Source organism: Halosolutus gelatinilyticus, from assembly GCF_023028105.1.
GTDB lineage: Archaea > Halobacteriota > Halobacteria > Halobacteriales > Natrialbaceae > Halosolutus > Halosolutus gelatinilyticus.
On sequence record NZ_CP095491.1, the window covers coordinates 492010 to 506812 of the forward strand.

Consider the following 14803-nt stretch of genomic DNA (forward strand, 5'->3'; position numbering starts at 1 on the left):
TCAGCACGTGGCGCAGGGTCTACGCCGAAAACGTGAGGAAGTGACCGTCCGGGTCACGAACGACGACTTCGTCGTCGCGCTCCCGATCGATCGACCGGACCCGATCGCGCACTGCATCGAGCGCCGCCGGCGGATCGGCGGTCGCGAACCCCAGGTCGACGTGGACCCCGCCGCGGGCGTCGGCGATTCCGAGGTGGGGCTCCCAGAGTTCGAGCGCCATCGGTCCCTGGAGTCGAACGCGCTTTCTGTCGTCGCCCACGTCGACGGTCTCGAATCCCAAATCCTCGTAGAACGAGCTCGCGCGATCGAGATCTTCGACCTCGAGGACCACCTCGAAGATGCCGTCGATCCCGGGGCCGTCGACACCCTGCTGGCCGAGTTCGACGCAGTTGCCGTCGGGGTCGTACAGGTACAGCGATCGAGCGGAGCCGAACCGCGCCTCCTCGAGGTCGTAGTCTTCGCCCAGGCGGTCCCACCAGTCGTCGTACTCGGCGTCGGGGATCGAGAACGCGAAGTGCGTGTGGAGGCCGCCGCGGGGGACGGCGGTGGGACGGCGAAGGACGAACTCGCTCTCGCCGGCGGCGAAGACGAGTTCATCCGCGCGTTCCTCGCGGACGGGCAGTCCCAGCGTCTCCTCGTAGAACGATCGCGCCGGCTCGAGGTACTTGACCTCGAGGGCGAGCCGCGAGAGCCGGCGTAGCATAGCCAACCCTACTCGACCGGCGAGCAAAGAACCGTCGGCGATCGGCGCGATTCGAGACCGGAGGGCTCGGATCGGCGATCGGCCGCCCAGCGCGGGCGAGGTCGATCGGTTCGCCGGTGTTTATGCGTCCGACGCGTCTATGATTCGTCATGACCTTCCGTACGGACGAGCGCGCGACCGACCTCGCGGAGATCGATCGCTTCGAAGGCGGCGTCGGCTGGATCGCCCATCCCGACGAGACGATGCAGCGGGCGAGCCACGCCCTCGAAGTGGACGGCGAAGTCTGGCTCTTCGATCCCGTCGACACGGAGGGGTTGGACGACCTGCTCGCCGAGTTCGGCGAGGTGGCCGGCGTCGTCATCACCCTCGATCGCCACAAACGCGACGCGGCCGAGATCGCCGATCGGCACGGCGTCCACGTCTACCTCCCCGAGTTCTTCGAGGGCGTTTCCGAGGAGCTCGAGGCGCCGATCGTTCGGTTCGACGACGAACTCGCGGACACCGGCCTCGAAGCCCGGACGGTCGTCGACAGCCGGTTCTGGCAGGAAGTCGCGCTGTACGATCCCGCCGAAGGAACGCTCATCGTTCCCGAGTCCGTCGGAACGGCCGAGTACTTCCTCGCCGGGAGCGAGCGTCTGGGCGTCCACCCGATGCGACGGCTCGTTCCCCCGCGGGACGCCCTCGGCGACCTGGATCCCGAACGCGTACTCGTCGGACACGGCCCCGGGGTGATGGACGGCGCGTCGGCAGCGCTCGACAACGCGCTGGCGGGCGCTCGAAAACGATCGCCGATTCTCTACGCGAAGGCGGCGCGGAACCTGCTGCCGTTTTGAGCCGGAGGGCCGCGGCGCGGGTTCCGGCCCTCCGACCCGCGACGATCGCTGCCCCCGCTTAGCGCTCGCGGGGAACACATCTAACTACGCACCGCCCGTATCGGGTCCGTGGTCTACGTCACGCAAGCGCTCGTCGACGTCCTCCTCGATCTGGCCAGCGGCGCCGATCCCGATCGCGTGACGACCGGCGTCTCCGTCACCCCCGCGGGCGATCTCGACGGCACCGACGCCGACGCGCTCCCGCCGGAGACGCCGGTGTTCACCGACTTCTTCCTCCCGGATCCCGGAAATTCGGTTAACGCCGTCTTCGGCGTCGACCTCACGACGCCCGTCCGGCAGGCCCAGGGGCAATTCGTCTCCCATCCGCTGCGAGAACTCGAGGTAACGAAACGGGACGACCTCGCAGAGGTGATCTTCGTCGCCGTGCCGCCGTGGGAACTCGACGAGAACTCCTTCGGCGCGTTCGATCGAACGGGCGCGCGCCAGCCCCTCGATGTCGTCGACGCCCGCGCGCCGGACCAGTCGTTGACGGACTGAAAAAACGCGATCGCGATCGCGGACGTCGCGATCGAAAGCGGAGGGACGTTACCCGCCGGTCGGCGTCGGTCCGTCGCCGCCGCCGATGATTCGGTCGATGATGCTCCGGTTCGGATCTCGCTGCTCCTCGTCGGGATCGTCCGACGGTGTCGGGAAATCCGGGATGTGGGGCATGCGGTTCGACCTCCGCGACTAACTAGGACCGTCGGCCCTGAAAAGGTTCGGACTTATCAATCGAGGTAGCCCAGGCCGCGAAGCTGTTCGGTGATCTCCTCGAACTCCGCTTCGGTAAGCTTCCCCTCCTTCTGGTGCTGGATGACGATGCTACGCAACAGAAACCGGACGAGGTCGCTCGTGCTCTGGAAACTGGTGCCTTCGATCGTCTCTTCGACCCGATCGGCGAGATCCTTCGGGATGGAAACCGTCGTGTACTCGGTCATATCCGTTACTCCGTCGCCGCCGTGAAATGAGTGTCGACCGGCGCGGGATCACCGACAGCGCGCCGTCGGCGCGGGCGAGCCTGTTTCCGGCCGGCGATACGATCGGCGGCTCCCCTTGGCGCCGACCGGCGACCGGCGTCGATCGTCTCCGTAGCGGTTTTTTGTATCTACCTGACTAGCGATCCAGTATGGGAGTTCGACCACCATCGAGCGAGGACAACGACGATCCCGAGAGCGTCGAGTTCGGTATCGCCGCCGTCGACGCCGAACTCAGAGACGCCGATCTCTCGTTTCCGGCGACCAGGACCGACGTCGAAGCCGAACTCGGACACGAGCGCATCCCCTACGACGTTCACGGGAACGACGTTTCGCTGGGGGAGATACTCGCCGAAGTCGACGCGGAGGAGTTCGGCTCGCGACAGGAGCTGTTGAACGCCCTGCACGACCCCTTCGAAGCGTACCGGAAGCGTCACTCGGGGAGCGTCGTCCAGCAGGTCCGATCGCTCCTCCCGTTTTGACCCGCTCACGAGGTTCGCGGAATCGGCTCTCGCTACTCCTCGTCCGTCTCTCGCGCGATCTGTTCGAGTCGCCGGCGCTGCTCGCGGTGCAGCGTCACGAGCATGTCCGAGAGGACGCCGAACATGAGCAACTGCACGCCGAGTAAGATCGCGGCCGCGGAGACGATCGCCATGATCTCGTGGCCCTGGCGGTACTGGATCCACTCCCAGATGACGTACGACGCGATGACGGCGCCGGAGCCGATCCCGGTGACGCCGAGGCTCCCGAAGTAAAAGAGCGGATTGTTCGTCTTCGCGAGCGTGTACAGCGCCAGGATGATCGTCCCGCCGTCTCTGACGGGATGGAGGTTCGTTTCCGACTCCTCCGGGCGCGCGCGGTAGCTGACCGGGACGACCGTCGTGTCGATCCCGTGTTTGACGCACTCGACGGCGAGTTCGGTCTCGATCGTAAACCCGTCCGAGTCGAGCGAGAGCCGCTTCATCGAGTCGACGGTGAACGCCCGGTATCCCGAGAGGATATCGTCGTAGTCGGCTCCGTGGATGAACCGGAACGATCGGTTGATCAGCCGGTTTCCGAACCCGTTCAGCGCGCGCATCGCGTCGTCGTCCATGTCGGCGAACCGGTTGCCGATCACGTGTTCGTACCCGTGTGCGAGCGGTTCGAGCATCTTCTCCGCGTCCGCCGGATCGTAGGTCCCGTCGCCGTCGACCATCAGCACGTATGGAACGGAGATGTACCGGAGCGCTTCGCGGACGGCCTGGCCCTTCCCGTCCCCGGACTGGACGATGACGTGGGCGCCGTACTCGCGAGCGACCTCGCGCGTGTCGTCGTCCGAGTCGCCGTCCACGACGACGACGTTCGTGTAGCCCTGCTCGCGGAACCCGTCGATCACCTCGCCGATCGTCGCTTCTTCGTTGAGCGTCGGGACGAGGATGCAGACGTCCTCGGGCGAAACCTCGCGCGCCGTCTCGCTCATCCCGATGACCTCCCGGCCGGTGGTGGCGTTGGCGTCGACCGCGTCCACGAGAGTGCCGTCATCCTCCATCGGCAGGCAATCTCGTGTCGGAGTGCAAAAGGGTGCTGATAAACTGGCGGTTCGCTTATATACGCAGCCGTCGCGGGACGCCGCCCGCAGATCGCAGCGTCGATCGGCGCACCCGACACCCCAACCTGCGCCCCCGGCGTATCGGTCGACGGCGCTGCGATCGGTACGTCGCCCGCACCGCGCCGGCGTTTTGACCGTCTCCGTTTCGTGCGTCGGCCCATCGATCACCACGTCAGGCCTTCGTAGACCGCCAGTTCGTCCTCGTCGACGTCGATCCGGCGACCGTCGACGACGATCCGCCGGCGCATGTCCGCGAACGAGAGGTCGTCGAACTCGGGCCAGTCGGTCGCGATCACGGCGCCGTCCGCGTGCGCGAGCGCCCCCGCGACCGAGTCCGCGTACTCGACGTCGAGGTCGGGATACTCCTCGCGGACGTTCGCCGTCGCGACTGGATCGTACGCGACGACGTCCGCACCGCGATCGACCAGTTCGCCGATCACGTCGAGTGCGCGCGACTTTCGGATGTCGTCGGTGCCCGGCTTGAACGAGAGCCCGAGGACGGCGATCCGCGCGCCGTCGAGCGCGACGTGGTCGGCGAGGAGCGCGACGAGCCGGCGGGGCTGTTCGTCGTTGACCGCGACGACCGCGTCGAGCAGCGCGGGCTCGTACCCCCGTTCGCGAGCGCCGGCGCGCAGGGCGTTGACGTCCTTCGGAAAACACGAGCCGCCCCAGCCGAGGCCCGACCGGAGGAACCGCTCGGAAACCCGATCGTCGAGGCCGACGGCGTCGAGCACCTCGTAGGCGTCCGCGCCGTACTCCTTCGCGACGTTGCCGAGTTCGTTGACCAGCGAGACCTTCGCCGCGAGGAAGGCGTTGTTGGCGTATTTGATCAGTTCGGCCTCGCGGACGTCGGTTTCGACGAGCGCGGTCTCGGGTCGATCGAGGATCGGCGCGTACAGTTCCCGGAGGGCCGCGGCCCCGGGCTCGCTCGACGCGCCGACGACGACCTTGTCCGGTTCGAGGAAGTCCGAGACCGCGGTTCCCATCCGGAGGAACTCGGGGTTCATCACGAGGTGGAGGTCCTCGCCGACGCGCTTCCCCGATCGGTCTTCGAGGATCGACCCGACGACGTCCTCGGTCGTGCCCGGCAACACGGTGCTCTTGACGACGACGACGTGCTCGCCGTCTTTCGCGGCGAGCGCGTCGCCGAGCGATTCCGCGCCCGCCTTCACGATCGCGAGATCCAGACTGCCGTCATCGGCCTGCGGCGTCGGGAGACAGAACACGGTGAGGTCCGTCTCCGCGGTGGCGCCGTAGTCGGTCGTCGCCCGCAGGCGGGTTCCGGCGTGCTCGGCGATCCGTTCCGCGAGGCCGTCCTCGTGGATGGGGGACTCGCCGGCGGTTATCGTCTCGACGATCCCCTCGTCGATTTCGACGTTGACGACCTCGTGTCCGAGATCCGCGAGGCAGGCGGCGACGGTGGTTCCGACGTAGCCGCTGCCGACGATCGAGACGTGCATATCAGGAGCAATGCGGGGTGGTCGTTAGACGTTTTTGGGTTTCCGATCGGCAGGGCCGATCGCAACCGCTCGGCGCTCGTCGATTCCGCGAGACGCGAGTCGCGGGCGAGACCGCACGAGATCAGGAGTCGAGGATCCCCGCGATGTGCTGGCGCACCCGCACGTCGATCGCGATCTTCGCCTGGATCGGACAGCCCCGGATGAGATCCTGGATGCGGGTGACCTCCGCGTCGTCGTTGGCCACGCGGACGCGCTCCTCCCGAACCCGATCGGCGTACTTGAGGTCGTTTCTGATCCCGACAGTGATGCTCGCCTCGACGTCGTTCTCCTCGCCCGCCCGGGAGAGTCACATGAGGAGCTTGCTGTCGTCGGCCTGCTCGGGCGGGACGGTAGACGACCGCGAGCGCGCTTTTCGCAGTATCCGTCGACTACGAGCGTTCCGTAACAGTAATTGTTATACTAATGCGAAGGGATCCGCGACCGTCCGCGAATCGCCTCCGGCGTGGACGTCCCGTGCGACGACGGCGTCCGCGGGTAGTGACCAGAAGACACTTTTCCGCGATCGGTGACTGTCGCGTATGGAGCTACACGACGCTCGCGTTCTCGTCACCGGGGGTGCAGGGTTTATCGGGTCGAACCTCGCGAACGAACTGGCCGATCGAAACGAGGTGATCGCCGTCGACGACTGCTACCTCGGCACGCCGTCGAACCTCTCCGACGACGTCGACTTCGTGGAAGCGAGCGTGTTGGACGACGAGTTACCGACGGACGTGGACGCCGTGGTTCACCTCGCCGCGCTCTCCTCGTACGCGATGCACGAAGAGAACCCCCGACGGGGCGCCCGTGTGAACGTCGAGGGGTTCGTCAACGTCGTCGAACAGGCGCGCGAGGACGGCTGCGAGACCGTGGTGTACGCCTCGACATCGTCGATCTACGGCAGCCGGACGGATCCCTCGCCGGAGGGACTGGACGTGACGGTGAACACCGGCTACGAGGCCTCGAAACTCGCCCGCGAGCGTTACGGCGAATACTTCTCGAACCACTACGGCATGTCGGCGTGTGGAATGCGCTTCTTCTCGGTCTACCAGGGCTACGGCGGCGCCGAGGACCACAAGGGCGAGTACGCCAATGTGATCGCCCAGTTCGCCGACGACATCGCCAGCGGCGAGTCGCCGGTGCTCTACGGCGACGGCTCGCAAACCCGGGACTTCACTCACGTCTCCGACATCGTTCGCGGACTCGAACTGGCCGCGGCCCACGAGCTCGACGGGGTCTACAACCTCGGGACCGGCGAGTCGTACGACTTCAATACGGTCGTCGAGCTGATCAACGACGAACTCGGGACCGACGTGGAACCCGAGTACGTCGAGAACCCGATCCCCGAGTCGGTGTACGTCCACGATACCTGCGCCGATTCCTCGAAGATTCGCGACGAAACCGGCTGGGAACCCCGAATCGACTTCGAAGAGGGAATCCGGCGGGTCTGTGCGCAGTATACGGACGAGTGAGGACGCTGACGAGGAACCGATAATCAGTACTGACTTCGACGACCACCGATCGTCGCGCTCGCAGCGGTTAGAGACACCCTTTCTCCGATCGGCCCGTCGACGGCCGCCGCTCCCCACCGATCGCGAGCCACCGGCACTGTGCCCCGACCGGGCCGCCGTTCTAGCCGCGTCGTTCGTGTAAGTCGCACATTATTATGGCCCAGTCGGTGATTCGAACCGGTACGAATGACCGTCCCGACTACGGATTTGGGTGCTGGCGAACTCGTTATCGCAACCGGCATCCTGCTCGTCGTTGGCCTCCTCGCGGTCGCGTTCGCCCTGAACGCGAAACGGACGTTCGACGGCGCCGACGGTGACGGCGAGGTGGGAGCAGCCGTGGCTCCGGCGATCCCGACCGACGACGCGGTGGAGGACTCCCGGATCGCACTCGCACAGGACGAGAACGGCGACTGGACGTGGTCCGTCCTGCATCTCGAGACCCGTGCGGAGAGCGCGGCCCGAAGCCCCTCCCGAGCGGCGGCGACCGAGCGGATCGAACGGCTGCAAGACACGATCGACGACGCCGGGCTGCTGGAAGTGTCCGAATCGGCGTTCCGGCTGTCCGAGACGCGGGACGGAACCTGGCAGTGGACGCTGGTGCGCGGCGACGGTAGTCGCGTCTGCGCCGCGTCCCGCGAGTTCGACGACCGCGACGGCGCCGAAACGGCGGTGAGTTTCCTGAAAGAACACGGCCCTGACGCCGAGATGATCGACGTCGAAGGCGGAGCGTTCACGGTCGTCGAGCGCCACGGACGGTGGCACTGGCAGCTGGTCGCCGACGATCGAACCACGCTGGCCGCGGGCGAAGTCGGGTACGCGAGCCAGGAACGCGCCGTCGCCGCCGCTCGAACGTTCGCAGAACGGTTCATCCAGGCGCGGGTACTCGACGTCGATCGCGTCGGCGTCGAACTGTACGACCGCGACGACGGCTGGGCGTGGCGGATCGTCGACGACGAGGATACCGTCGTCGCGGACTCGACCGACGCGTTCGCCGCGCGCCCCGACGCCGAACGCGCCGCGGACGAGGTGCTCACGGCGCTGGAGTCGGCGGCGGTTCTCGTCGCCGACGAGCCGACTTTCGAGCGGTACCGGTCCGACGAAGAGTGGCACTGGCGGCTCGTCGACGGGACCGACCGGGTCGTGGCCCGGTCGACCGCCGGCGCGCCGGCGCGCGACGACGCGGATCCGGCCATCGAACGATTCGGCGAGACCGCCCGCGAGGCGGACGTCGTCGAGATCGAAACCGCGGAGTACGAGGTCTATCCGGTGCGCGACGCCGGGGAGAGCCGGCCCGCGTCGGCGACCGCAACCAGTCAGCGGCCCGAAGCCATCGCGGACGGGGCGGGCGCGTCGGTCGCCGAGACGTCCGCGGACGCCTCGGCCGCGGAGGCGACCGACGCCCGGGACTGGGGCTGGCGACTCGTGACCGACGATCGCGAGATCATCGCCGCGAGCACCGACTCCGCCGCCGACGTCGAGACGGCCGAGGCGGCGATCGAGCGGGTTCGCGAACAGGCTCGCGACGCCGAACTCATCGAGTTCGACAACGCTGCGTTCCGCGTCTACGAGACCGACGCGGGCGAGTGGCGTTGGCGGCTGATCGACGAGAACGGAACCGTGCTCGCGGACAGCGGCGCGGAACACGACTCCCGAGACGAGGCCGCGGAGGCGATGCTGACGCTGAAAGAGCAGGCGCCCGACGCCGAGGTGCTGGAGATCGAGACGGCGGCGTTCGAACTGTTCGTCACCGCGGACGACGAGTGGGGCTGGCGACTGATCGACGGCGCCGGCAGCCTCGTCGCCGAGGGACCCACCACCCACCCGACCAGGGAGGCCGCCCGCGACGCGATGGGGCGCCTGCTCGACCACCTCGAGGCCGACGTTCGCACGATGGACCGGCCGATATTCCAGGTCTCCGGGACGGACGACTGGGGCTGGCGGTTCGTGCTCCCGACGGGGGAAATCGTCGCGACCGGTGCCGCCGAGTACCCGACACGGGACGACCTCGCAGAGGGCGTGACGACCGTCCGCGAAGCCGCGGCCACCGCCGACGACGCGACGATCGACGACGTCGCGATCGAACTCTACGACAGCGGCGACTGGCACTGGCGGGTACTTGATCGCGACCGCGAGGAACTCGCTACTGGGACGGGGTCCTACCCCGATCGCAAGGCGGCGCTCGACGCCGTCGAGACGCTCACGAGCCGCGTCGACGACGTCCCCGTCTTCACGATCGACGACGCGGCGATCCGCCTCGACGGCGACGACGGCTGGCGCTGGGAACTCGTCGACCGCGATCGAGCGGTACTCGCCAGCGCGGGCGCCGCCACCGAGACCAAGACGGCGCTCATGGGGGCCATCGCCGACGTCCGTCGGCTCGCACCGCTGGCGCAGCCGGTCGAATTCGGGGTTGCGTCGTTCGACCTCGTCACGACGGCGGACGATCGGTGGCAGTGGCAACTTCGGGACGAACACGGGCAGGCCGTCGCGACCGGCGCGGACCGCTACGAGTCGAGGGCGGCTGCCCGCGAGGCCGTCTCGGACGGCCGCCAGCTACTCGATCGGGCGAGCATCTTCGCGATCGACAGCGCCGCGTTCGAACTGTACGCCGACGAGGACGGCTGGGTGTGGCGGCTGGTCGACGAGTATGGCACCACGGTGATCGAGAGCACGCAGACGTACGGGACGCGCACCGCGGCTCGCGAAGCGATCTCCGACCTCAAAACCACCGTTCCCGACGGCGGAATCATCGTTGCCGAGTAACGAACGAGCCGGCTACTCTCGGATCGCGGCCACCGCTTCGGTCAGCCGTTCTTCCGCCCGATCGCGGTCGTCGGGATAGCCGACGTCGATCCGCCAGCCGTCCATCCGGATCGCGTCGATCGTCCGCCCGGACTGGATGAGGAGATCGATCGCGTCGGGGAGTTCGTACTCGCCGCGATCGCTCGGCTGGACGAGGTGACACGCGTGGAAGATCTCGGGCGTGAACGTGTAGAAGCCGGTCATGACGAGGTTCGACGGCGGGTTGTCGGGTTTTTCGGTCACCTCGACGATCTCGCCGTACTCGTTGGTATCGAGGACGCCGTACCGCGAGGCCTCCTCGTAGGGAACTTCCTCGACGAGGAACGCGGCGTCCGCGCGCTCCTCTCGCTGTCGGTTGATCACGTCCCCGAGGTTCGCCCGGAAGACGTTGTCGCCGAGCATGAGCATGAAGTCGTCGTCGACGTGGGGCTCCGCCTGCAGGATGGCGTGTGCGAGTCCGAGCTGCTCTCGCTGGTGGGCATAGGTGATCGGAACGCCCTCGTACTCGTCGCCGTACCGTTCGATGATCTTCTCTTTCATGTAGCCGACGACGACGACGAACTCGGTCGCGCCGATCTCGATGAGATTGTCGAAGACGTCCTCGATGAGCGGTTTGCCGTCGACCTCGACGAGGACCTTGGGTTTGTCTTCGGTGAGCGGCCGAAGGCGGGTACCCTTGCCCGCGGCCAGGACAACTGCTTGCATGGGAAAGCAATTGAAATAGCAGGACAAATACTTTGGGTGACGGTGAGCAGTCGCGTTCGACGTCGATCGTCGGGTTTCAGGCTATAGCCTAACGGAGGCTCGACAATCAACGATCGCCGTTTCGGGCGATAATTCGATCATTCGCTCGAGAGAAGGGTGAGATCGAACGGCACGTTCTGATCGACGACCGTCCTGAACTGCCTCGAAATTATCAACAGGACGGCAAAATACGTGCCAGCGCCGATTACGACGAGAATACCAACCGTCGCAACGTTGTGATTGAGCAGGCCGTACGTGGTTTCAGCCCAGAGACTGACGTATACCAGCCCACCCATAAGGACAGCGGCGATCCACTGGTTTACGATTTCTCCCGCTGGAACCTCGAAGTCGATAACTGCGTCGACGTGGTGATAGGCGAGCACGAGGCTAATCGCAACCGAAATCGTCGTTGCTATCGCTGCCCCGATCCATCCGTACAGATAAATCAACGCGATGTTGAGCGCGACGTTAGATCCCACGAACACGACGTTGACCCTAAAGGCGAGTTCCGGACGATCGATCGCGTTGAGTGCGTTCAACAGCTGATTCTGGTACCCCATGAGGAGATTCGCAACGATCAGGATCGTCAGCACGGTCGCCCCTCTCGGGAATTCGGGACCGTAGATACGGAGAATACGTTCGCCGAGTAACATCCCTCCAAACAGACCGGGAATGAGGAAGAGCCCACAAAACGAAAGGGATTGTTCGACGATTCGTGCGACCGCTCGAGAATTGTCCTTCGACGAAAGCGAGCTCATTTCGGGAAACAGCGTCGAACTGAGAGCGCCGCTGAACAGGATCAGAAATTCGGCGATATTCCATGCCGCCGAATAGACGCCGATGAGTCCGGACGAGACGAAAAAACCGAGTACGATGATGTCGGTATAGCTAAACATCTGAGACTGGAGGTTGCCGAGCCAAGAGAACTTCGCGAAATCGACGAGTCGGTCGAAGTGGTATCGCCGTGGCCGAGAGAGTCCCGGCAGTGCTCGTGCAGTGAAGTAGGTACCGATACCGATAACGACGATATATCCCGCGATGTGCCCGATGAACAGTGCGGCCGTGCTGGCCCCGGCAACGATAAGGGCGATCTGGACCAGCGCTCGACCACCCGTTCGCACCGGCGACAGAAACCCGTTTACGTGGACGAGGTGTAACCCGACGAGAAGCGAATTTACGAGTCCGTTGACGAGCACGACCAGCAGAATCGCGATGACGTACCCCGTGGCAGGATAGCCGACGTAGTTGACCAGCCGCTCTCGAAAGAGAAGGAGTCCACAGGTACTAAGGACGAACAGACCGACGATGATCGTCGTTCCGGCGAGAACGTATTCGGCCTGATCCTCTCCCTCGGAGATCCGCTTCGATATCGCACGCGAAATGCCGACTTCCCCCACGATAGCCAGCCACGAGACAAGTCCGACGACGAGGTGATACACCCCAAGCGGTCCCGCTCCGAGCATGCGAGCGATGTAGATCGTCGCCAGAAATCCCAGGGCCGAAGAGACGAGGTTCGACAAGAAATAGACTAAAGAGGTTTGCCCGAGGCGCATCTGTGTATTAAGGAGTATCGACTCGACCTACTCTCGCAAATATTCTTGATTCCATCGATTTGCGCCGGAAATGCCGAAGGCGCATTACACGGGAGCTGTCTTTCGGGCCGGCTTCGAACGCGCCTCGCGCCCGCTTGTCTTTGGCGCGACACGACGTTTCGAGGAGAGACGGCTAGTGACCCGCATCGCCTACAGACAGTTGGGAGATCCCTAACTACTTTTCCTGCCCCTTCCAGTCGTCCGCGAACATCCATCGTAGGACGCGTGATACCCTCCGTTCAATCAGCATATCCGAGCGCTTCCAAGCGCTCCGCTATCTCGTCGTCGTCTAGGTTCTTCTCGGATTGGATGGGATCCGAACGAGTGATCTCGCGGCGTTCGTCCGCATCGATTACTAACCAGGGAACTTCACGAAGGGTAGGGGTACTGAACCCTTCCATGTGTCCCCATACACGAGTCGTAAACGGGAATACACGCTCACCGAGCATCTCTCCGTGATCGGCGGTTATGACGGATTTTCCGGGCACGTCGTCGAGCAACGCTTCAGTGTGTTCTAGCGCGATCTCGAGACTCTCGGTATACGCGTCACGTATCTCTCGAAACGTCACATCTCGCTGTTTGACCGCCCCCCAGATCTGGATCCCCTCGTCGTGTTCTCCGTATCCTCGTAGATCCAGCCGGCGCCGTAGCTCGTCAGCCGTCTCTCCGAGGTAAGGACGATGAGGCTGCATAAAGTGAACGATAAGTCGCTTGTCCGGATACTGCTCGTGAGCCTCTCTCGCTGCGCTGACGACCTCGGCCGGTTGGACCGTTCCAATGTCGTCGTCCCACCGATCGACGTGTAAGTGTTTGATGTGATAGAACGTGTCCTCATCGAGATCTGTCGAAAACGGGTTCGCCGTCACGTAAACGGTGTCGTGAAACTCACCAGTTGCAAAGTTCTTCCGTAAGAACTCCCAGCTTTTCTTTCCTTTCGAAACCGCTTTGTAGAGGGTTCCGTCGATCGAATTGAGACGCTGGAAATAGTCGTATCGACACGCGTCGAGAATGATCAAGTTATCCCAATCCTCGTCCATTACGTCGAGTCCTGCGCCGTATTTTCGATCGGTGTACCTCCCGTATCCCTTATGAAGTGGCCAACTGGCCAATCGAAGCGCCTCTCGACCGAACAAAACCGGATTTCGTATCGCCCGTTTCAAATTCTCGAGTGTATAATGGTTATTCATGGATTCCACGTAGCTATTTGGAGGGGGATAGAATGATTCTCGGTTCTAAATACTTTCGTCATTCGAATCTTCGTTGCATCGGTGAATCCGCTATCGGTCGGTGTTGTAACGACACGAGGTCAGGCGATTAATTCGCGAATCGTTTCCGCCAACGCCTCGGTGTCGACGACGATGTCCGTCGATTCCGCCCGACAGTACATCGGTTCGTACGACAGGCCGAGCGTCGACGCTAACTCTCGATAGTGCGGTTTGATCTTGTCGCCGAACAGTTCGACGAGGATACAGTCATCGGCAAAGACGACGTCGGTGAGACCTGCCCCGTGCGGCCCGACTACAACGTCGGCATCAGCAAATAGACGCACGTTCTGTTCGAGCGACCGTTCCTCCAATCGATAGCACGAAAATCCGAACTGCGACAGGACGTCCATCACGTCGTCCTCGTTCACCACGCGCCGTTCGACGGCGTTCGCTCGCGAGACGTAGACGTTGTCGCCGCTCTCCGGCGTCGTTTCGAGCACCTGGTCAAGTACCTCACGGCGAAGCCACTCGAAGTCTGCCGCCCGTCGTTCCGGGAACGAGGGGAGAACGAGCCTCGAGATGTCGTACACCGGCTCAGTGGCGTACTCGACTTTAGACCGCGGCCACCCGAGTACGTCGAGCGTCTCGCCGACGAACGACGGCGCGTCCGGCGGCAGGAGCAACGTCACGCGCTCACCAGTATTCTCTTCGAACGCTCGAATATAGCGTATTTGCGGGACCGTCTCGACCATCCAGTGGTAGTAGTTCGGATACCTAGGGATGAGCGGTGCAGCAGTTTCAAGTGACCCCGCGGCTTCGCGAAAGTGTCCGCGGCGCGGCTCCGACAGGAAGCCACGGAGCGGGGCATCCCCGTAAAAGAACTCTCTGGAAAGCATCGCCATCATAGCTTGCTGGGCTTGGTCCGGGACGGCGGCGCTCTCCTCGAGTATTTCGAAGTCCGGAGTCAGCGCTAATCCCGTTTCTGAGAGGACGCATCCCTCTTCCAAGAGTGCAACGAAGGGAGCGGAACTATCGTCTGCATCCGCCGGGATCGCGACGGTCTCGTTCGCGATCGTCTCAAGAGCGGGCCGCGAAACGGTCCGAACGACGCCACGTTCGACGAGCGGGTCGAAGATCGGCCGCCCGAGGCGTTTTCGGACCAGCAGGTCGCCGGCCGCGACGATCGACTCACTGATCCCGTCAGCCTCGAGCTTTCGCTCTAGCTTTCGGTACGCAAACTCCGTCGAGATCATGTTTCTGTGGGTAAACATGCTATCTATTTCGATGTTGTCACTCGGGGTGGCTCCGGGCTGAGC

Annotated in this window: 14 protein-coding genes and 1 pseudogene; 5 read left to right on the forward strand and 10 right to left on the reverse strand. The window is 64.2% G+C overall.

Features of this window, described 5'->3' with window-relative positions; translation table 11 throughout:
* Positions 1 to 19 precede the first annotated feature (19 nt).
* On the reverse strand, positions 20 to 703 hold the full coding sequence (locus MUH00_RS02500; RefSeq protein WP_247002197.1) for a VOC family protein: 684 nt from the start codon (positions 701 to 703) through the stop codon (positions 20 to 22).
* A gap of 149 nt (positions 704 to 852) precedes the next feature.
* Here MUH00_RS02500 and MUH00_RS02505 point away from each other — a divergent pair, with 149 nt between their 5' ends.
* Both MUH00_RS02505 and MUH00_RS02510 read left to right on the forward strand, forming a co-directional pair.
* Positions 853 to 1536, forward strand: coding sequence for a hypothetical protein (locus tag MUH00_RS02505; RefSeq protein ID WP_247002198.1), 684 nt, complete (start codon positions 853 to 855; stop codon positions 1534 to 1536).
* A gap of 108 nt (positions 1537 to 1644) precedes the next feature.
* Positions 1645 to 2073, forward strand: coding sequence for a JAB/MPN domain protein-containing protein (locus tag MUH00_RS02510; RefSeq protein WP_247002199.1), 429 nt, complete (start codon positions 1645 to 1647; stop codon positions 2071 to 2073).
* A 48-nt stretch (positions 2074 to 2121) separates the two neighbouring features.
* On the opposite strand, the gene MUH00_RS22825 is transcribed toward MUH00_RS02510, so the two are convergent.
* Entirely contained in the window at positions 2122 to 2247 is a 126-nt protein-coding gene (locus MUH00_RS22825) for a hypothetical protein (protein ID WP_256464804.1), read from the reverse strand.
* A 56-nt stretch (positions 2248 to 2303) separates the two neighbouring features.
* On the reverse strand, positions 2304 to 2513 hold the full coding sequence (locus MUH00_RS02515; RefSeq protein ID WP_247002200.1) for a ribbon-helix-helix domain-containing protein: 210 nt from the start codon (positions 2511 to 2513) through the stop codon (positions 2304 to 2306).
* A 188-nt stretch (positions 2514 to 2701) separates the two neighbouring features.
* Between MUH00_RS02515 and MUH00_RS02520 the strand changes: the two genes are divergently transcribed.
* Positions 2702 to 3031 carry a DUF5789 family protein gene (locus MUH00_RS02520; RefSeq protein WP_247002201.1) on the forward strand — a complete coding sequence of 110 codons (330 nt, stop codon included), beginning with the start codon at positions 2702 to 2704 and terminating at the stop codon, positions 3029 to 3031.
* Between the two features lie 32 nt (positions 3032 to 3063).
* Here MUH00_RS02520 and aglJ read toward each other — a convergent pair whose 3' ends face one another.
* The 3 genes and pseudogenes from aglJ to MUH00_RS02535 form a co-directional block, all read right to left on the reverse strand.
* Complete coding sequence (aglJ, locus tag MUH00_RS02525; protein ID WP_247002202.1) at positions 3064 to 4077, reverse strand: S-layer glycoprotein N-glycosyltransferase AglJ; 1014 nt, start codon at positions 4075 to 4077, stop codon at positions 3064 to 3066.
* A gap of 224 nt (positions 4078 to 4301) precedes the next feature.
* Positions 4302 to 5597 carry a UDP-glucose 6-dehydrogenase AglM gene (gene aglM, locus MUH00_RS02530; RefSeq protein WP_247002203.1) on the reverse strand — a complete coding sequence of 432 codons (1296 nt, stop codon included), beginning with the start codon at positions 5595 to 5597 and terminating at the stop codon, positions 4302 to 4304.
* A gap of 166 nt (positions 5598 to 5763) precedes the next feature.
* A pseudogene (locus tag MUH00_RS02535) lies at positions 5764 to 5985 on the reverse strand (orc1/cdc6 family replication initiation protein); the annotation flags it as partial.
* 190 nt (positions 5986 to 6175) lie between these two features.
* Here MUH00_RS02535 and MUH00_RS02540 point away from each other — a divergent pair.
* Both MUH00_RS02540 and MUH00_RS02545 read left to right on the forward strand, forming a co-directional pair.
* Positions 6176 to 7105, forward strand: a complete 930-nt coding sequence (locus MUH00_RS02540) for an NAD-dependent epimerase/dehydratase family protein (RefSeq protein WP_247002204.1) — start codon at positions 6176 to 6178, stop codon at positions 7103 to 7105.
* Between the two features lie 225 nt (positions 7106 to 7330).
* Entirely contained in the window at positions 7331 to 9907 is a 2577-nt protein-coding gene (locus MUH00_RS02545) for a DUF1508 domain-containing protein (RefSeq protein WP_247002205.1), read from the forward strand.
* A 12-nt stretch (positions 9908 to 9919) separates the two neighbouring features.
* Here MUH00_RS02545 and aglF read toward each other — a convergent pair whose 3' ends face one another.
* The 4 genes from aglF to MUH00_RS02565 form a co-directional block, all read right to left on the reverse strand.
* Positions 9920 to 10651, reverse strand: a complete 732-nt coding sequence (gene aglF, locus MUH00_RS02550; protein ID WP_247002206.1) for a UTP--glucose-1-phosphate uridylyltransferase AglF — start codon at positions 10649 to 10651, stop codon at positions 9920 to 9922.
* Between the two features lie 137 nt (positions 10652 to 10788).
* Positions 10789 to 12210, reverse strand: a complete 1422-nt coding sequence (locus tag MUH00_RS02555) for an oligosaccharide flippase family protein (protein WP_247002207.1) — start codon at positions 12208 to 12210, stop codon at positions 10789 to 10791.
* Between the two features lie 311 nt (positions 12211 to 12521).
* A complete protein-coding gene (locus tag MUH00_RS02560; RefSeq protein WP_247002208.1) occupies positions 12522 to 13319 on the reverse strand; it encodes an alkaline phosphatase family protein in 798 nt (265 codons plus the stop codon).
* Between the two features lie 269 nt (positions 13320 to 13588).
* Positions 13589 to 14740, reverse strand: coding sequence for a glycosyltransferase family 61 protein (locus tag MUH00_RS02565; RefSeq protein WP_247002209.1), 1152 nt, complete (start codon positions 14738 to 14740; stop codon positions 13589 to 13591).
* Between the last annotated feature and the right edge of the window lie 63 nt (positions 14741 to 14803).